The 18,167-nt window shown below is 44.6% G+C and carries 16 protein-coding genes; 7 read left to right on the plus strand and 9 right to left on the minus strand.

What is annotated here, in order from left to right; genetic code table 11:
* Positions 1 to 10 precede the first annotated feature (10 nt).
* The 5 genes from DXX92_RS06090 to DXX92_RS06110 form a co-directional block, all read right to left on the minus strand.
* Entirely contained in the window at positions 11 to 229 is a 219-nt protein-coding gene (locus tag DXX92_RS06090) for a hypothetical protein (RefSeq protein WP_115999645.1), read from the minus strand.
* A gap of 61 nt (positions 230 to 290) precedes the next feature.
* Positions 291 to 890: a hypothetical protein gene (locus DXX92_RS06095; RefSeq protein WP_115999646.1), complete on the minus strand. Its 600-nt coding sequence runs from the start codon at positions 888 to 890 to the stop codon at positions 291 to 293.
* A gap of 409 nt (positions 891 to 1,299) precedes the next feature.
* Complete coding sequence (locus DXX92_RS06100; RefSeq protein WP_115999647.1) at positions 1,300 to 1,701, minus strand: ankyrin repeat domain-containing protein; 402 nt, start codon at positions 1,699 to 1,701, stop codon at positions 1,300 to 1,302.
* A 66-nt stretch (positions 1,702 to 1,767) separates the two neighbouring features.
* Positions 1,768 to 2,352, minus strand: a complete 585-nt coding sequence (locus tag DXX92_RS06105) for an ankyrin repeat domain-containing protein (RefSeq protein WP_115999648.1) — start codon at positions 2,350 to 2,352, stop codon at positions 1,768 to 1,770.
* Between the two features lie 155 nt (positions 2,353 to 2,507).
* On the minus strand, positions 2,508 to 3,488 hold the full coding sequence (locus DXX92_RS06110) for an NAD(P)H-dependent oxidoreductase (protein ID WP_115999649.1): 981 nt from the start codon (positions 3,486 to 3,488) through the stop codon (positions 2,508 to 2,510).
* A 176-nt stretch (positions 3,489 to 3,664) separates the two neighbouring features.
* Between DXX92_RS06110 and DXX92_RS06115 the strand changes: the two genes are divergently transcribed.
* Complete coding sequence (locus DXX92_RS06115; protein ID WP_245961408.1) at positions 3,665 to 4,567, plus strand: LysR family transcriptional regulator; 903 nt, start codon at positions 3,665 to 3,667, stop codon at positions 4,565 to 4,567.
* 106 nt (positions 4,568 to 4,673) lie between these two features.
* Complete coding sequence (locus tag DXX92_RS06120) at positions 4,674 to 5,600, plus strand: LysR family transcriptional regulator (RefSeq protein WP_115999651.1); 927 nt, start codon at positions 4,674 to 4,676, stop codon at positions 5,598 to 5,600.
* A 116-nt stretch (positions 5,601 to 5,716) separates the two neighbouring features.
* On the opposite strand, the gene DXX92_RS06125 is transcribed toward DXX92_RS06120, so the two are convergent.
* Entirely contained in the window at positions 5,717 to 6,724 is a 1,008-nt protein-coding gene (locus tag DXX92_RS06125) for a quinone oxidoreductase family protein (protein WP_115999652.1), read from the minus strand.
* A gap of 330 nt (positions 6,725 to 7,054) precedes the next feature.
* Between DXX92_RS06125 and DXX92_RS06130 the strand changes: the two genes are divergently transcribed.
* The gene (locus DXX92_RS06130; RefSeq protein WP_147301937.1) at positions 7,055 to 7,648 is read left to right on the plus strand and encodes a hypothetical protein; all 594 of its coding nucleotides are present in this window, start codon (positions 7,055 to 7,057) and stop codon (positions 7,646 to 7,648) included.
* 79 nt (positions 7,649 to 7,727) lie between these two features.
* Here the strand turns inward: DXX92_RS06130 and DXX92_RS06135 are convergent, their stop codons facing one another.
* Positions 7,728 to 8,720, minus strand: a complete 993-nt coding sequence (locus DXX92_RS06135; RefSeq protein WP_115999654.1) for an SDR family oxidoreductase — start codon at positions 8,718 to 8,720, stop codon at positions 7,728 to 7,730.
* 358 nt (positions 8,721 to 9,078) lie between these two features.
* Between DXX92_RS06135 and DXX92_RS06140 the strand changes: the two genes are divergently transcribed.
* Positions 9,079 to 9,981, plus strand: coding sequence for an AraC family transcriptional regulator (locus tag DXX92_RS06140; protein WP_116002313.1), 903 nt, complete (start codon positions 9,079 to 9,081; stop codon positions 9,979 to 9,981).
* A 27-nt stretch (positions 9,982 to 10,008) separates the two neighbouring features.
* Here DXX92_RS06140 and DXX92_RS06145 read toward each other — a convergent pair whose 3' ends face one another.
* A complete protein-coding gene (locus DXX92_RS06145; protein WP_115999655.1) occupies positions 10,009 to 10,773 on the minus strand; it encodes a fibrobacter succinogenes major paralogous domain-containing protein in 765 nt (254 codons plus the stop codon).
* Positions 10,774 to 11,134: 361 nt separating this feature from the next.
* Between DXX92_RS06145 and DXX92_RS06150 the strand changes: the two genes are divergently transcribed.
* The gene (locus DXX92_RS06150) at positions 11,135 to 12,415 is read left to right on the plus strand and encodes an NAD(P)/FAD-dependent oxidoreductase (RefSeq protein WP_115999656.1); all 1,281 of its coding nucleotides are present in this window, start codon (positions 11,135 to 11,137) and stop codon (positions 12,413 to 12,415) included.
* 128 nt (positions 12,416 to 12,543) lie between these two features.
* Here DXX92_RS06150 and DXX92_RS06155 read toward each other — a convergent pair whose 3' ends face one another.
* Positions 12,544 to 13,518: a LysR family transcriptional regulator gene (locus tag DXX92_RS06155; RefSeq protein ID WP_115999657.1), complete on the minus strand. Its 975-nt coding sequence runs from the start codon at positions 13,516 to 13,518 to the stop codon at positions 12,544 to 12,546.
* 213 nt (positions 13,519 to 13,731) lie between these two features.
* On the opposite strand from DXX92_RS06155, the gene DXX92_RS06160 reads away from it, so the two are divergent.
* Together DXX92_RS06160 and DXX92_RS06165 are read left to right on the plus strand one after the other, a co-directional pair.
* Positions 13,732 to 14,913 (plus strand): efflux RND transporter periplasmic adaptor subunit, encoded by a 1,182-nt coding sequence (locus DXX92_RS06160; RefSeq protein WP_115999658.1) that lies wholly within the window; start codon positions 13,732 to 13,734, stop codon positions 14,911 to 14,913.
* Positions 14,914 to 14,925: 12 nt separating this feature from the next.
* Positions 14,926 to 18,090 carry an efflux RND transporter permease subunit gene (locus DXX92_RS06165; protein WP_115999659.1) on the plus strand — a complete coding sequence of 1,055 codons (3,165 nt, stop codon included), beginning with the start codon at positions 14,926 to 14,928 and terminating at the stop codon, positions 18,088 to 18,090.
* Positions 18,091 to 18,167: the final 77 nt, after the last annotated feature.

Below are 18,167 nucleotides of genomic sequence, written 5' to 3' on the forward strand. Positions count from 1 at the left end.
TTCCCGCAAATTAACCACCATGGGGGAGGGAGCTTGACATGATTTGGTTAACGCGTGCAGTAAGCTCTGCTGGTGTTGCCGTGGCAATAAAGTCGGTCGTATTTTTTCGGGTATCGATATTGACGACCGATTCACTCGATTTGGCGGTGAACTGGGCTAACTCATTGACTTTACTAACAGTGCGTGTTGGCTGAATGTGATAACTCTGCCCAGTGATTGAACTGTTCATGGCGCTTATCCTTACGTCTTCGCTGGCGGTAAAAGTTGTTTGTAATCGTCAACTTAGATCTTTATTTCGGTTTAACCCCTAGGGTGTTCATTAGCGTGACGGCTTTGGGGTTGGCTAACATGATTGCTTTGAATTGTTCACCCAGCGCTGCGCTGTTTGGGTCATGTAAACTTGGCAGAAAAGAGTCATTATCAAGACCTAGTGCTGCTTTAGCTGCGGCCATTGCATCCTGCTTAATCGCTGTGTATTCATCAATTTGCTGTTGGTGAGTTTGATTAAATTGATCATGAGCAAGCAACTGCTGATTCGCTGACATATGGTGTCGATAACTTGCTATTGCTTGTTGTTCTGCGGCAGTAACATGTCCATCTGCACTATATTGTTCTGACAATGCAACTAGCTGGGCGCCTTCTTTGATCGCCGCTGATGAGCTTGTCAGATCTAAGCTGGGCACTGAAAATTCAGTATACCAGTTAGGTAGTGCAAGTTGACTTAATGCTGCTTCATTGCTTAAAGCAGAACGACCTGCTTCAGATAAGCTGAAAGTGTCCGCGTTGTTCTTATTAGGTGAGTTTGTATTAAACTGCTCAAGTTGGTGTTGCACCGAGTTAGCGTAGCTAGACTTTGGGGTATTAACTTGTCTGGCGTCTATAACGTTCATTTGCGCTCCTTTGTTTAAACGAAAGTTATTACTTGTGCCTAGTGGCAAGCGTTAATGAAGCAAAGCGAATGCCAGCATTTCCGGGGTTAACCTGTTATTAATACTAGGTTTTTAGCTTTAATTAAGGGATAAGGGAAAAATATCAGTATTGACCGCTTGTTCAGACACAAATGACATGCCGAATATTGATATATCTGTGTTGATTGAAAGCGCTACTGTCAGACGTATTGGCAAAATATGCTCAATATTCGGTTATGAATATCGAAATTAAGCGGCTATAGCACGAAGATGACAAAATATTGCCACATCGTCGACACGCTTTGCCTCGTTAGGCTGGCGGAAAAATTCGCAGTCCCCATTTAAGAAGGCTGGCGTATCGACTTATTGTTTTCAAATCAGAATACTAATGTTAATGCTCTATAAACTTCACTATTTCAGAATATTGATAGCGTTTAGCAAGTGCGAGTGGAGTATCTTGCTCGTAAGTCGACAAATCAAGTTTTGCACCACCTTTAATAAGTACTCTAGCCGCCTTGGTATTGCCATGCCAGATTGCATCGTGAAGTGGTGTGTAACCATTGTTAGGTCCTTGTGCGTTTAGCACTTTAGCTGCCCGTTTGTCGGCGAGTAGTAGTTGTATTATCTCTGGATGGCCCATATAAGCTGCCTTGTGAAAGGCAATTGCGTTCATTGGATAGCCAGTGATAGATTGGTCCGCATCATGTGCCAACAAGAGTTCAACTATTTTGCTATAACCCTCTCGCGCAGCTATCAGCAATGGCGTATGCCAGTCATTGCGATTTGAATACACAGGGCGTCGTTGGTTAACGTTTTGCCCTTGCTCGATTAAACGTGAAATTTTATGAACTTTTTCTGATTAAGGCAGGCTGTTGTCTTCAACGGTATTGAGAATTTTCTGCTTGCTCAGCAAATTTGCTTGTTGGCTACGTTTATCCGCAAACAATTTCGCAAGCTCGTTATACCGCTTAGCTTCATGTGGCTCAATATGGCGATCCCAGCCGCCAACCATGTCTTCGGCCTTTGCTCCTACTGGGCTTTGTAACTCAATATTTAACTCGGTGTAGCTAAATAGCAATTTAATATTCTCAGGCTTTGAGTACCATGCTGCGATCATCAATGGCGTAAAGCCAGATCGTGGTGCTTGCAAATTAATGAAAGCACCGTGGTCGAGCAGGTAACGCAAAATATTGGTGTGGTCTGTTTGCGCGGCAATATGTGCAGGAGAGTTACCCATTTGTGGGTCGAGCTGGTTAATGTCGCTTACTTGATCAATCAGCTGTTTTACTTTTGCCAAGTCACCAGCGATCACGGCTTGATGAAGTGCGGGAAGAGAGTGATGTGTGGGTAAATATTGTGCTGATGAAACTGAGTGCGCATTACCCGCCTTTGTCGATAGGCTAACTAGGGCTACTAGTGCTGCGATAAAAGTTACTATTTTCATGTTTGTTTCTGCTTTATAAATTTACCAATAAAGGGCTGAATGAACTAGCAAAGCCTTCTAACGAGTGGGAGGCTTGTTTTCATTTAGTGTGAATTGGCTTAATGCTTGGTTATTACCCGCGACTAAATTCATCGCGGACAATTAGTCACGGACAACTAGCCATTAACGACTTCGACTAAGTATTCAGAAATATTAATATCACCAGCATCAGTTAAGCTTAGCTGCCACGTTTCATTGACTAGCATATTAACGCTTTGACCTTGCAGCGCTGATTCAGGAAAAGTTTCTGCTTTAAGGCGAATGCGTAATTCGGCGGTGTAATTACCATCGCTGTTTTGTTCATTAACACTTATCTGCTCGACAATATGCTGACAGTTTGGTTTAAAAGTTTTTCTGGCAATCGCGTACCAGTCTCTAAAGCCTTGATGACCGATAAATTCACCATCTGGCATCACCAGTTTGACGTCTTCACTTAAATTTGCGGTAAAGCGCTCTGGTGCGGCAGTCAGTAGGTCAAAATCGGCAAACCAATCAGTAACAAACTTGCTCACTTTGCTTTCGATTGAATTGGACAGCTGTTGAATTTGATTGACCAGACGTTGGCCATGAGCAGTCGCGCGGCTTTGCACATCTTCTAAGGTATTGTAAACGCCAGGAATATACACCATGCGATGAGTGTAAACAGGAGCAACAAAATTCATTCCTGCCAAATAAGCGGTTTGCTGAAGTGGCAAAATTAACTGTTCAATCGAAAAGTGGTTATAACCTAGTGGTTGGTATGACTCTTCTGGGCCCCCCACTGTAAACGATAAGATTAAGTCTTTGCCTTTTAGTTTGTCGCCTTCTGCGCCATAGGCAAAATTGTAGCTAAACACATCGTCTAACCACTTTTTCAATAATGCTGGCGTTGAGTACCAGTAAAAAGGAAACTGCAGGACGACAATATCAGCATTAACAAGTGCTGCTTGCTCTGCGGCAACATCAATGTGAAAGTTAGGGTATAAGCTATCTAGTCGACGAACTTCGAGGTCATATGAAGGAGCGGCAAGTTGTTGTGTTAGGTGATCTAAGATCACCGTATTGGTATTTGAATTGGCTAAATCTGGATGGCCTGAAACTACTAGAATATTACTCATTGTGACTCTCCTGCTGACAGCATTGGTATGGCTAAGGCCTGACTAAACTGACCTTGTCTGTAATTGATAGGGAGAGTGTACGTGAGCTTATTGTTATTGATTAGATGATGTATGGCTAAATAATTGTTAGTCTTTAGCTAACAATCAAGGTGGGCAGCTGTGAATAAAGTACAAGAATGATGAATGGTGCGACTTTTAACCAACTACAAATGTTTCACACTATTGTCAGTGAAGGCAGTATTACCAAAGCGGCGCAAAAGCTAGAAGTTGCCGCGCCTTCAGTCAGCAATGCGTTAAAAGCACTTGAAGCAGAAGTCGGCTTACCGCTATTTACTCGCACAACGCGCCGAATTGAGCTCACTGAAGCGGGCAGGTTATTGCACCAGCAAACAAAGCAGCCGCTGCAGGAATTGCCGTTAGCGTTTGAAAGTGTCAGCGATTTAAGCAAGGTACCATCGGGTAAGGCCAGGCTAACCACGCCGCGCTTTGTTTATAAGCATTTATTGCAACCTATTTATGCTGAATTTTGTCAACGTTATCCAGCCATTGAACTAGAAATCTCCGTTTCTGATGCGGCGATCGATATTTTAAAAGAGGGCTATGATCTGGGTATTCGCTTCGGTGATCGCGTGGAGCAGGGCATGGTGGCGCGCCAGTTAACCAAACCAATGAAAGAGGCGTTTTTCGCTTCACCAGATTATGCAAAACAACACGGCCTACCAGCAACGCCAAACGAATTACAGCAACATAAACTGATCCAGTATCGCTTTATTACCTCGAATCAATTAGTACCTGTATTACTTAACGATAATGGTCAAACAGTGACAGTGGAAATGCCTAATGCCTTAATCGTCAATGATACCAGCTTGATGGTCGACGCCGCGCTAAAAGGCTTGGGAATAGGCCGTATCGTTGAGCCGTTAGTCACTGAATTAATCGACAGCGGTCAGCTGGTTCCTGTTCTACCTGAGTATTGGTATCCGTATTCTGCGCTGTATGTCTATTTCCATAAAGACGCACAAAAAGCAAAGCGGGTCAGAGTGTTGATTGACTTTCTGTTGGAAAAATTAATGCCGTAAGCTTAGCTAGCCACTAGGTTCGATGCTGATTTGTTTCACTAAAATTCGCTATTATTTCATTTTTGGTATAGTTTGCTTTATTTGATGAAAAATACTAAGCACGCGAATGAAAAAGGTTCTCGACGATATTCAGGTCTTTTGCGCGGTAGTCGAGCAAGGTAGTTTAAAAAAAGCCTCTGAGCAGTTAGGCGTGCCACACAGCACTGTGAGTCGTCGATTAGATGCGCTGGAAAGTTCGCTAGGGCTAGATTTAATTAAACGTACCACGCGAGAAATTAGCGTGACGGCACGCGGTCATCAGTTGTATCAAGAATGCTCGCCACTACTCGCATCACTCACTAACTCCATTAATGCAGCGGTCGCTGATGAAATTCGTTTTAACGGTGAGCTCAGCATTTCAATGCCTGTGCGCGCTGGCGTTGATTTTCTCGGCAGCTGGTTAATTGACTTTGCCGCTGATCACCCTGACTTATCACTCAGCATTGGCCTATCGAATGTTAACCAAAATTTAGTGCGAGAGCAGCTAGACTTAGCGTTTCGGGTCGGGCCACTGGAAGATTCATCCGCGATTGCATTGCATTTGTGGGATATTCCTTATGTCGTTTGTGCACATAAAGACTTGCTGATAGAGGCAGGGCTAGTTTGTCCGAAAGTAATGAGTACTGAGCAAATTCAGCAAATAACCATCACTGAATCACAGCTAAGCGCATTACCTGCTGTGGTAACTTTACCTGCTAGCCAGTGGGCTTTTCAAAGCACAGATAACCAAACACATCTTTTTACGACAAATCAAAAACTCACCCTTGATGACCTTGGGCTGGCTTATCACAGTGTGGGTAACGGACGATTTGTTGGCTTTATTCCCGAAGTGATGCATACCAACCCGGAGGTGCTCGAAATTAATGTTGAGGGACTAACACCTCGTACTCGCGCTATGTATGCATATTATTATGGTCGGCGCCATACTATTAGCCAAATCAGACACTTAGTAGGCTACATTAAACAAAGGTATGCAGCACAAGAGTCTGAGTGAGCACTGCAATAAGCCGCTAGTTTATTAAATTTTAAACTAGCGGTTAATCGAAATTTTACATCGTAAAAGTTGTTTATTAAAAACTAAGCTAGAGCAGCCAACCGAGAGCAGACAAACTAAGGCGTTAGCACTAACTTACCCAACACTTTGCCATTTTCTAATAAGTCATGCGCTTTGGCAGCTTCAGCCAACGGTATCGTAGTGTATAGCGGCTGAATTTTCTGCTCTGCTAATAAGGCATAAACTTTTTCTAGCGATGATGCGACCAAGTCATAATTGTTAAAGTAGGTAGCATAGATTTCTGAATAACTGATCGTCGGTGACTTGCTAAAGTGTTTAACTACTTCTGCTTGCATATTAGTTTCACCAACGCCTGCTAAGAAACCAAAAATAACGATATGCCCAAGCGTTGCCAAGGCTTCTAAGTCTTGGCTGATGGTATCGCCAGCGACAGGGTTGAAAATATAGTTCACCCCTTGGTTATTAGTGATTTTCTTAACTTCTGTTAGCCAATCTTTACTAGCAGCACTTGTATTAAATGCGCTTATATTAAAGGCATAGTCCGCGCCCATTTTTAATGCTTGCTCTACTTTACTATCGCGACGTTCAAGGGCGATTGTCTTAACACCAGCAAGTTTTAAAAGCTGTAGTAAGGCCGTGCCAACCCCACCCGATGCCGCGTAAACAAGGGCAAATTTGTTTGGCTCAACTCGGGCGACGTTATGAATCATATGATAAGCGGTAAAATACGTTACTGGCATAGAACCAGCTGCGATTAGATCCGTTGCTTCATCTAAAACAACCAGCTTATCAGCATCGACCAAGGCATATTCTGCGTAGGTAGCGGCGCCAATTGGCCCTAAAAACGCAACTTTTTGGCCGTTTCTCAAATTTGTGCCATTGCTATCGACAATTGTACCACTGCCTTCAACCCCCGAAATAAATGGAAGTTCTGGCATCATACCCGGTGGCATATTACCTTCGCGGATAATGGTATCAATAAAGTTAACTGGTGCTGCTGCCACCTTGATCAATACCTGGCTTGATGACGGGCTTGGTGTGCTCACTTCGGTGTAGTTTAGCTTTTCACTATTTCCGGTTTGAGTTAATAAAATCGCTTTCATGGCTTGCTCCTAATGGCATAAAACGACTCGTAGTGACGAGTCAATCTTGAACGGGGCATATGCTAGCAAGCTAAGGTGTGATGAAAAATGCGCATTATTGGGAGTGACTATTGCAAATTTGCAATAATAAAAGAGGTGGTAGGTAAGAGGTGAGAGGTAAAAGAATCGCGAATAATCACCACAACCCCCAACCAGAAACCACAAAAGAATACTGTTTTCCGTAACTACTGTTTGGCATAGATGAATAAATCGCAACTTGGGAAAATTGCCGAACCGACAAAAGCTAACTAAATTTAAATAAGTTGTTTGTTATAAATAAGTTTGATTTTAATGAATTTGTTTAACACGAAGTTAGTACATTCAAGTGCCGCTTTTGTTGCCAACTTTGCCGCCCATTTTGTGGCTTATTTCGATAACCTTGAGAAAAAATGCGACTCGTTAATAGCGCTTCGCGATTCAGGTGCTGTTTCTGAAACTGAGCTGATCCACGCGAATAATCAACTATTAACCGATCTGATCAATGCCCATGCAAAGTGTAGCTTGATGAGTCAGTTTGTCGGCTTAAACAGTGATTTATTCGAGCGGAAAATCGCTTATCTGTTTGGTGAAAAAGAGTTCGTCAAAGAAGTGATTCGTATCGGCTCTAACTTATCGGACTACTTTGGTTACTGCGGCTTTTCCTGTGATTCCACCAACATTTTTAACGGCTTTTCTTTAGTGATTGACCGCAATATTTTGGCTTTCTCACCTAATGATGTGAATGCCTTTTCCGATCTTATTTTAAAAAATATTCGCTTTAGAAAAGCCGTTAGCACACCGACAAGCTTTGACCCTGCTTATCAACTACCGACGTATTCGATTGCAGGGGTAAGTTTTTATATTGTGCCGGTCAGTGAAATCAAATATCCCTACATTGATATTTAGCTAGGAGCTAGTGGCGGTTTTGTTTTGAACAAAGCTTCTAACTCGCAAAGAACTTAACCGAATAACCCCAAATAGCTAACTAAAACGGCCAAGTAAAACCCGTTTTCTGCTCAGATACTTGCCAAAGTTTAGTGGCGACCTCTCTGTCTAGCGCCAGAGTTTCCAAAGGGCATTCATCAACGGCGCCAACCGTTTGTGCGCGTTTTGTTGGCCCATAGTAACGCTGTGGTTTTAAGTCTTGCTCAGTTGCACACATTACCTGAGGCCAAGCGCCTTTTTCGGCAGGTTGGGCAATAACGCGTGAGAGCACAGACCAAAGTGCTTTGTTAAATGTGCTGGCGGTATCCATCAACAAATTAGTGCGCGATGCGCCAGGATGACAAACGTGTACTTGAACGTTTGAGCCTTTAGTATCAGTATCGCTGGCTAAAGGGCTGGCTAAAGGGCTGGCAAATTGGTTGGCTAAGCGATATTGCAACTCATAAGCAAACATCAGCTGAGCTAATTTACTTTGCGCATAGGCATTCCATGCAGTGTACTTTGCGTCAAAATTTAGATCGTCAAACTGAATGGTTTTTAGTCCCATTTTATAGGCGTTGCTGCCCACTACCACGATACGACCGCTTGATGCTTCAATGCGATTAAACAACATGCCACATAGTAAAAAGTGACCAAAATGGTTGACGCCAAGCTGACTCTCAAAGCCATCAGTGGTGATTTCTTGCTGAGCAACTTGTGCGATTGCGGCATTACAGATCAGTGCATCGATTTGCGGTACCGATTCCAACACCTTTGCAGCGGCTTTGCGCACTGACGCTAACTTTGCCAAATCCAATTGGATATAGCTTACCGGGCAACTGGTACCAAACTCTTGCTGAAGCTTGTCGATGGCTACTGCTGATTTTTCAGGATTGCGATTCATCATCACTACCTTCGCGCCCTTTGACAGGAAAATACGGGCAGCTTCAAAACCTGTACCTGAATTTGCGCCGGTAATAACATAAGTTTTTCCCGCCAATGAGCGGATTCGCTCGGGGCTCCAGCCGTATTTACCAAATTGTTGTGTGGTCATCGTCTAACTCCTGAATGCGTATTGCTAAAGTACTAAATGGGCTTGCAAGTCGCTGTTATGCGGGTTTCAGTCGTTAACCCATATGCTTAATAAGCTTGAAGCACTTGCTAGGGTGAAATACTATAAATCTCAATGGTGGTAGCTAATAGACGATAAAGTCGTTAAAACTTGCCTATTTGTATCGTATTGGTGTTAATCGAGTGGTTTGGTGAACTGTTAAAATGTGGGCTTGGGAATCAAGGTAGTTGGATAGACTAACAAGTAGAATGTAAATATGAGCAATAAAGACGCGCTGAAACAACAAATAAAGCAACTAATTGAGGCTCAGGTATGTCTGCAAACCTTAAGTGAGCAAACCATGGGCGAGCACCAGCTTAGTGACAAGCCGGCAAGTAAAAGGCAGGCAAGTGAAAGTAAGGTCAGTGCAGAAGCGTTAATCGATACCGGTATTAAAGGCTTACAACTTTTTAAAGTAACTGACGCAGTGCGATGTGCACCGGCGATATACGAGCCAGCAATAATCGCCATTGTTAGCGGTACTAAAGAGGCGATACTCGATGGTCAGCGTTTTAGCTATGGAAGTGATCAATACATGTGCTGCACTATGTCGATGCCAGTTGAAGCAGGCACACCTTTGGCTTCACCTGAAAAGCCGTTGTTAGGCGTTTATATCTCGCTTGATACTAAGGTAATGACTGAACTGGTAATCGAATTAGCCAGTACAACCAGTGTTATGACACAACCTAAATATAGCGACCAATCACCGAGCTTAACCTTGGCAACGTGGGATGATAATTTTACGGACGCGTTGCTACGTTTATTGCGATTACTGGCTAACCCAACACAAATGAAAATACTGGGAGATAGTCGATTAAGAGAGTTTTATTACGCTGTATTGGAAGGGCAAGCAGGTCTGTCAGTCAAGCGAGCGTTCGGTATGGGAAATGAAATTGCCCGTTCAATTGAATATTTATCGGCACGTTTAGGTCAAAGCGTGACGATTGACGAGCTTGCGTCGCAAGTGGGAATGAGCCGCGCTGTCTTTCATCGCAAGTTTAAGCAAGCAACCACTATGTCGCCAATACAATTTGTTAAATCCATGCGGTTAAATAATGCCGCAATGCGCATTGCCAGTGGTGAGAACGTCAGCACGGCAGCATTGGCAATGGGCTATGAAAGCTCGTCGCAATTTAGCCGAGATTTTAAGCGACTATACGGTCAATCACCCAAGCAGTGGGCGCAAACCCAGCAATCGCACTAGCAAGTTCTCAAAACTCATTACGCTTGATTAAATTTTGATACAGCGCACGGAAAACATATAGTCTTTCGATATCTTGACGCGGTTAATTTCACCTTTGTGAGGATTCCACCAAGGGTAAACGAGCGTTCGATTATAGGCTTTTGTGTCGGTTGCCTCCGTGCTTGTCCAAAACTCTGTGTATATTCCTTGGGTGAGATAAAAGCGGCCCCATTTCACACCTGCGGGTCTGGCGGCAAAGTTGTACTTGTTGACTTGTGATTGATCGAATTTTTCAAACCAGCTATCTGGTTGTGCTTCTTTAAGGGTGATAGCAAGATCATTATCACCTCGCCAACCTTCTTTATTGAGATCAGCATCCGCCATACCAATGGTTTTTTCCAATGTTTGCCAATCGGCGTCAGTGGCAACGCGCCAGCCAACAGGGCAAATATTTCGCTCGTCGACAACATCATGCCAGTTGTAGAGCCGACCATAGGTTAGCAGCTTATTTTCATCGTCATCTGGAATAAAAGCAGTGGGTATCGCCGAGCCATCTTGAAACTTAGTACTTCTTAGATTTTCGGCGAGCCAGATTTGATCGCCTATAGTTACGGTGCGATAGGTGTTGCCCTCACTATCTTGGACACTAGGTTGTACTTTACTTAGCGTTTCGCTATCTGCTTGCGCTTTGCTATCTGCTTGCTCTTGGCTGTTTATATGCGTTTGGCTATTTGACATGGAATCTAACGCATTAACAGGTGTTACGGTGGTCAGTGACACTATGGCTCCTAACGCTAAAATTAGCGGTCTCATGGTTATTTACCTTGGTTGAACTTTTGCGAGCCACTTTATAGTTGCTAAGGTTAACCTGCTAGGCGATATCGTCTTCAAAAATAGCCTATTTGTATCAAGATCATGTCGACTATTTGCTAGTTCGAAGTTCCAAAGAGCGGCTTCAGAACTGTACTCGTAAGGTAACTTATTAATACCAAAGGACTCTTTAAAATTACCGTACAAATTGTGTTAGTATGATTTTGCTTTTAAGTGATAAAGCACTGAAGTTGGATTGTTTTGGCTAGCGCTTTTCCTGCATTTTCCTTGTGTTTTTAAATGCTAGGTGAGCTACTAAAAGTTTTGCCGACGCCAGTCCTTTATTACTTTTAAGGACTTTTCTATGCAAACTATTGTTATCGTTGGAGGAGGGGCTGGCGGCCTTGAATTAGCAACCCAATTAGGCCATAAACTAGGCCGAAAAAACCAAGCCAAGATCATCTTGGTAGACAAAAACCGCACCCATGTGTGGAAACCTTTATTGCACGAAGTCGCCTCGGGCACCTTTGATGCTGGCCTAAATGCCGTGGTTTATCACGCGCATGGCGCACGTCATGGCTATCACTTTCAGCTTGGCTGTTTAAGTGGTGTTGACCCTGACCGCAAAACCTTGACCTTAGAGCCTGTCAGCGACGAGCATAATCTGGGCACACGCCAATTACACTACGATCAATTAGTGCTAGCGGTTGGTAGTGTCAGTAACGATTTTGGCACGCCGGGCGTGGCTGAGCATTGTTATTTTCTCGATAGCCATCAACAGGCTGAGCGCTTTCACAAAACCTTATTAAGCACTTTCACCCGAATTAGTCAGGATGAATCCAAGCAAGAGCTACACATTGATATCGTAGGTGCAGGCGCGACCGGTGTTGAGCTGGCGGCAGAGCTATTTCATGTCACCGAAATGCTGGGCAGCTATGGTTTTGAACATATGGCCGCAGAGCAGCTTAAAATTCGCCTAATTGAAGCAGGACCGCGTATTTTACCCGCCTTGCCTGATCGCATTGCTAGCGCTGCTAAACGTGAGCTGGAAAAAATTGGCGTTGAAGTGCTAGAGCAAACGCGGGTGCAGCGCGCAGAGCATGATGGCTTTGTCACCAGCGAGGATGAAAAACTGCAAGCCGATATTATGATCTGGGCGGCAGGGGTAAAAGCGCCCGAGTTTTTGGCACAGATCAAAGGCGTCGAAACTAATCGTATGGGGCAAGTGTTGGTCAATAAAGATCTAACCTCAACCTTCGATGAGGATATTTATGTACTTGGCGATGCGTGTGGTTTTCAAAACCCTGATGAAAGCTGGGTACCACCTAGAGCGCAGTCGGCACATCAAATGGCGAGCATCGTCAAAGAAAATATTTTACGTAAACGCAAAGGACTCGCGCCGAAAGAATATCGCTATATGGATTATGGCTCGCTGGTGAATTTGTCGCGTTTTAGTACTGTGGGCAGTTTAATGGGGAATCTCACCAAAGGCAGCATGTTTATTGAAGGGCGCATTGCCAAGCTGGTGTATGTTTCTTTGTATCGTATGCACCAAGCGGCTATTCACGGCCAAGTGCGAGCGACGATTTTGTGGTTTGCCGAACGGTTAGTGAAAGTGACTCGACCTAAAATGAAGCTGCACTAAGTTCTAATATTTTAGCGACTACTTGAGCTAATACTTAAGCGAGAAATAAAGCAAGTATTGGAGTAAAGGCACCTCTTGGTGCCTTTTTAACTTTAGTGCCTTTATATCTCTATCTAGGGGTAAATGGTTTATGCTTGGCTGTTCCACTCTTCACGCGTTGGATTACCGTACATTTTTTCAAAGTTCGGGATATTCTGCTCCCAAATCGGAATTTTATCGCCGATATATTCTTTTAACGCATCAAAAAATAGGCGTGCTCTAAGTGGTAAATCTCGGTGTGGGTATACTGCATAAATCGCAGTAAAATCCAGTAGTTTTAAGTCGGTCATGATCGGCACTAAGCGACCAGCGCTGATATCGTCTTGCATATGAAACGCAGGGGCGAGATAAAACGAAGCACCTGAAAGCACGTGGTCGCGCATTAACTCCACTTCGTTACAGGCAAATTGCCAGTTCAGGTGCACACGCTGTGTTTGGTTTTGCTCGTCGGCATAGTCGATATAATCCGGCCTAATTTGCTCGCCGGCATAGCAAGTAGCAGGCAAGCTCGCCAGTTCTTCAAGTGTTTTGGGCTCGCCAAAGCGTTCGATAAAGCTTGGCGCAGCCAGTAACAATAAGCGATTGCGGGCAAGGTAGCGGGCTACCATAGAAGAATCTTTTTGCTCACCAACGCGGATCGCTAAATCAAATCCATCAGCAATAATATCGACGACTTTATCGCCGGTGAATAATTCTACGTTAACTTGTGGAAAGCGCTGCTGAAAGGAGGTAATCACCGGCATCAGTACTTGCTTAGCTAGAGAGTAGCTACAGGTAATTTTTAGCGTACCCCGAGGTGTTTGGTGATAATTTTGCGCAACACGCGTCGTGTCATCAAGCAAGCTTTTGAGCGCTTGTGCCTTTCTTAGCACATCGTGGCCGGCGCCAGTAATGGAAAAAGAGCGGGTGGTGCGATTCATTAAGCGCACGCCTAATTCTTGCTCTAACTTGGCGACTTGTTTCGATACAACTGAACGATCGATCTTTCTATGCTCGGCGACTTTGGCAAATGAGCCGCGCTCAGAAACTTCCAAAAACAACAACATACGACTAGAAATATCCATTCGGATCTCCACAAGATTAACTTTATTGGTGCCAAAAGCGCAACACTGTGTGTCATTATAGGTGGTTAATGGGCAACAATAAAAGCCTTACAATAGCGCTCAATAAATTGGTCATGGTTTCATAGTCTGTGCTTGTCGCCCTTACCAATCTCTTTTCATAAAATTCTCGACCACCTGTGGTCGTAATTAGCGCATTACAAGGTATATATTTTCATGAAAAAGCTTCATTTATTAGCTTCCGTAACGGCAATGCTCGCGGTGCTTACCTTGGCTGGATGTAATAGCCAAGAAGCCGAGCCACAAATGCAAATGCCACCACTGCCAATTGATGTTGCACAAGTTGCCTTTCAAGAAGTGCAATCTTGGCATACCTATACTACTCGCCTTGAGTCGCCGCAGCGCGTGATTTTAATGCCGCGTGTTTCTGGTGTGGTTGAAAGCATTGCCTTTACCGAAGGGCAAACGGTGCAGCAAGGTGACGCACTTTTTCAAATTGATCCTCGTCCATTTCAAGCGGTCGTTGATCGCTTGCGCGCGCAAATTCTTGCTGGTGAAGCGGCGCTGGAAGAGGCGATTAATCGCGAAAAGCGCGCCTTAAACCTAGGAAAAAGTAGTGCCATTTCAATTGAACAAGTGGAATCGCGTTCAGCTGATTCAAAACAACGTAAGGCGGAATTGTTAGCACTGAAAGCTCAACTAGATTCAGCCTTACTTGATTTAGAATTCACCTCAGTGAAGTCGCCAATTACAGGTGTGATTTCACGCGCAGAAATTACCGAAGGTAACAACGTTATTGCTAACCAAAGTGTGTTAACTAATATCGTTTCTAACGATGAAATGTATGCATACTTTGATATTGACGAGCGCACGTGGAACTCAGATTTTGCCAATGTTACGTCAAACACACCATTGCCAGTGATGTTAACGTTAGCTGGCAGCAGCAAGCGTCAATACCAAGGTCATATCGACTTTGTTGATAATGCAGTGAATGCCTCAACAGGTACGATTCGTGTCCGTGCGACGTTTGATAACCACACGCAAGAACGCGCGTTAAAAGCAGGCTCTTTCGCTCGCTTAAAACTGGCGTCTACCGATATTGAAAAACACATTTTGGTGCCAGATCGCGCAATTGGCACAGATCTGAAAAATCGTTTTGTGTTAACGATTGGCGAAGATAATACCGTGCAATATCGCCAAGTAACGGCAGGTGAGCGTTATGGTCAGTACCGCGTGATCACCGAGGGTTTAAACCCAGAAGACAATATTGCCGTAAATGGCCCAGCGAAAGTGTTCCCAGGCATGGTGATCAGCCCGCGCAATGTCACTTTAGATTTATCGGCGGTTGCACTGACCGTTGACCCAGCTGCTGCCGAAACGTTTGCGGCTGTGCGCTAGGAGTTACTCGCTGTGAATTTTTCTCATTTCTTTATTCAACGGCCGATATTCGCGTCGATGCTGTCGCTGATTATCTTGATCGGCGGCTCTATTTCCTTGTTCCAACTGCCGGTCAGTGAATATCCAGAAGTTGTGCCACCTACTGTGGTGGTCACGGCGAACTACCCCGGTGCTAACCCAAAAGTGATTGCCGAAACGGTGTCCACGCCGCTTGAGCAAGAAATCAACGGTACCGAAAACATGCTGTATATGTTTTCACAGGCAACCAGTGATGGTCGCATGACCTTAACCGTCACTTTTGCCTTGGGTACCGACCTAGACAAAGCGCAAGTACAAGTGCAAAACCGTGTTAACAGTGCCTTGCCGCGTTTGCCAACGACAGTGCAACGCTTAGGTGTAGTCGCCGAGAAAGCTTCGCCTGATTTAACCATGGTCGTGCATTTGTACTCGCCAGATGAGTCGCGTGAAATCAGCTACTTATCAAACTATGCCAGCCTGTATGTGAAAGATCAGATCGCTCGTTTGGGCGGCGTTGGTGATGTTCAGCTATTTGGCGGCGGCGAATACTCAATGCGCTTATGGTTAAACCCAGATGCCATTGCTTCACGCAATATGACGGCAATGGATGTTGTTTCAGCCGTTCGTGAACAAAACCGTCAAGTGGCCGCAGGTTCATTAGGCGCACAGCCAACGCCAGTGGACAGTGAATTCCAAGTTCTGCTCAACGTAAAAGGGCGCTTAAACTCAATTGAAGAGTTTGAAGATATTGTCATTAAAGTAGGTGACGATGGCTCTATTACACGCTTGAAAGATGTCGCGCGTGTTGAGCTAGGCCAAAACACCTATGCCTTACGTTCACTACTTAATGGTAAGCCTGCGGTGGCGATGCCGATTTTCCAGCGTCCGGGTTCTAATGCTATTGAATTGTCTGATGAAGTGCGCAGCACTATGGCCGAGCTGTCAAAAGCCTTCCCACAAGGGGTAGCTTACGAAATCGCTTACGACCCAACGGTGTTTGTTCGTGGCTCGATTGACGCGGTAATCGCCACGTTACTAGAAGCGATTGTGCTTGTGGTCTTGGTGGTGATTTTATTCCTACAAACATGGCGCGCATCAATCATCCCATTAATTGCGGTGCCTGTATCGCTCATCGGTACCTTTGCCATTATGCAGTGGATTGGCGTTTCAATTAACACACTTTCACTATTTGGCTTGGTACTAGCCATTGGGATTGTGGTCGATGATGCCATTGTGGTGGTGGAAAACGTTGAGCGAAATATTCACGATGGTTTATCGCCATTAGAAGCAACGCGCAAAGCCATGACCGAAGTAACAGGGCCAATTATTGCGATCGCGCTAGTACTGTGTGCGGTATTTATTCCAACAGCCTTTATTACTGGTTTATCAGGCCAATTCTATAAGCAATTTGCCTTAACTATTACCATTTCAACCCTGATTTCAGCATTTAACTCGTTAACGTTATCGCCAGCGTTATCGGCATTGTTGCTAAAAGGGCATGATGCCAAGCCAGACTGGTTAACACGTGTGTTAGATAAAACGCTGAGCAGAGTGGTATTTACACCGTTTAATAAGTTGTTTGACAGAGGTGCTAATGCCTATGAAAACTTAGTGAAAAAGTTAATCCGCTTTTCGCTGTTAGTGTCTGTGTTATACCTAGGTTTAGTGGGCGCAACTGGCAGCTTATTTAATGCTGTACCGGGTGGCTTTATTCCTCAGCAAGACAAGCAATACTTAGTGGCGATTGCGCAATTGCCAGATGCGGCAAGCTTGAATCGTACCGAAGAAGTGATCCGTGAAATGGGCGATATGGCGCTTAATACCCCTGGTGTCGCCAATACCGTCGCCTTCCCAGGTTTGTCGGTGAACGGTTTTACCAATAGCCCGAACAGCGGTATTGTGTTTGTGACCTTAAAAGATTTTAGCGAGCGCAGCGACCCACAGCTTTCTGCTAACGCTATTGCGGCTAACTTAAATGGCCAATTTGCGGCGATTGATGAAGCTTTTGTCGCGATTTTCCCTCCGCCCCCCATTCAAGGCTTAGGTTCAACCGGTGGTTTTAAACTACAAATTGAAGACAGAGGTAACTTAGGGTTTAACGCTTTGTTTGATTCACTACAAGCGGTAATTGGTGAAGCGCAAAAACGCCCTGAGTTAATGGGCTTGTACTCAACTTTCCGCATTCAAGTACCACAAATGGATATTGAAGTGGATCGCGAACAAGCGCTGATTCTAGGGGTTGAGCTATCGGAAGTGTTCGATGCGCTGCAAGTTTACTTAGGCTCTTTGTATGTCAACGATTTCAACTTGTTTGGCCGCACTTATCAGGTTAACGCGCAAGCCGATGCAGACTTTCGAGTTGATCCGAAACAAATTCTTGGCTTAAAAGTCCGTAATGCCGCAGGGCATATGGTACCGCTGGGCGCAGTTGTGGCAGTAACGCCAACCACAGGGCCAGATCGCGTGATGCACTACAACGGTTATCCAAGTGCTGAATTAAACGGTAGCCCAGCACCGGGTTACAGTTCAGATCAGGCACAATTTGCGATTGAAGAAGTACTCGCCGCGACCTTGCCAAACGGTATGGAATACGAGTGGACCGAAGTGACTTACCAGCAAATTTTAGCGGGTAATACCATGGTGTACATCTTCCCGTTAGTGGTGGTGTTAGTGTTCACTGTATTAGCTGCGCAATATGAAAGCTTACGTTTGCCATTAGCCATTATTTTGATTGTGCCGATGACCATTTTCTCTGCCTTGTTAGGTGTTTGGATGATTGGCGGTGACAACAATATTTTTACCCAAATTGCGTTAATCGTGCTGGTTGCACTGGCCTGTAAAAATGCGATTTTGATGGTGGAATTTGCTAAAGAAATTCAAGATGCTGGTCAATCGCCATTAGCGGCAATTTTGGAAGCCTGTCGCTTGCGTTTGCGCCCAATTTTAATGACCTCAATTGCCTTTACTGCCGGTGTTGTGCCGCTTGTGTTGGCAACAGGTGCTGGCGCAGAAATGCGTCAAGCAATGGGCGTAGCGGTATTTGGCGGCATGATCGGGGTTACGGTATTTGGCCTGTTATTTACGCCAGTTTTCTATATGCTACTAGCTAATAAAAATAAAAAAGCCGCCTCAGCGTTACCAGCCGAGCAAGTAACTTAGGGAACGGCCAATCGCGATAGGTTTAGCAATGAATATTTTAGCTGCTAAACCTATCGCAGTAAGTTTGTATTAGCGGG

This window comes from Thalassotalea euphylliae, from assembly GCF_003390395.1.
Lineage (GTDB): Bacteria > Pseudomonadota > Gammaproteobacteria > Enterobacterales > Alteromonadaceae > Thalassotalea_F > Thalassotalea_F euphylliae_C.

Coding starts and splice junctions, on each gene's coding strand:
- DXX92_RS06095 (WP_115999646.1), bottom strand. CDS start 890: ATGAACGTTATAGACGCCAGACAAGTTAATACCCCAAAGTCTAGCTAC.
- DXX92_RS06140 (WP_116002313.1), top strand. CDS start 9,079: ATGGGCGAGCACCAGCTTAGTGACAAGCCGGCAAGTAAAAGGCAGGCA.
- DXX92_RS06110 (WP_115999649.1), bottom strand. CDS start 3,488: ATGAGTAATATTCTAGTAGTTTCAGGCCATCCAGATTTAGCCAATTCA.
- DXX92_RS06150 (WP_115999656.1), top strand. CDS start 11,135: ATGCAAACTATTGTTATCGTTGGAGGAGGGGCTGGCGGCCTTGAATTA.
- DXX92_RS06160 (WP_115999658.1), top strand. CDS start 13,732: ATGAAAAAGCTTCATTTATTAGCTTCCGTAACGGCAATGCTCGCGGTG.
- DXX92_RS06130 (WP_147301937.1), top strand. CDS start 7,055: ATGAATTTGTTTAACACGAAGTTAGTACATTCAAGTGCCGCTTTTGTT.
- DXX92_RS06090 (WP_115999645.1), bottom strand. CDS start 229: ATGAACAGTTCAATCACTGGGCAGAGTTATCACATTCAGCCAACACGC.
- DXX92_RS06120 (WP_115999651.1), top strand. CDS start 4,674: ATGAAAAAGGTTCTCGACGATATTCAGGTCTTTTGCGCGGTAGTCGAG.
- DXX92_RS06135 (WP_115999654.1), bottom strand. CDS start 8,720: ATGACCACACAACAATTTGGTAAATACGGCTGGAGCCCCGAGCGAATC.
- DXX92_RS06125 (WP_115999652.1), bottom strand. CDS start 6,724: ATGAAAGCGATTTTATTAACTCAAACCGGAAATAGTGAAAAGCTAAAC.
- DXX92_RS06105 (WP_115999648.1), bottom strand. CDS start 2,352: ATGAAAATAGTAACTTTTATCGCAGCACTAGTAGCCCTAGTTAGCCTA.
- DXX92_RS06145 (WP_115999655.1), bottom strand. CDS start 10,773: ATGAGACCGCTAATTTTAGCGTTAGGAGCCATAGTGTCACTGACCACC.
- DXX92_RS06155 (WP_115999657.1), bottom strand. CDS start 13,518: ATGGATATTTCTAGTCGTATGTTGTTGTTTTTGGAAGTTTCTGAGCGC.
- DXX92_RS06115 (WP_245961408.1), top strand. CDS start 3,665: ATGATGAATGGTGCGACTTTTAACCAACTACAAATGTTTCACACTATT.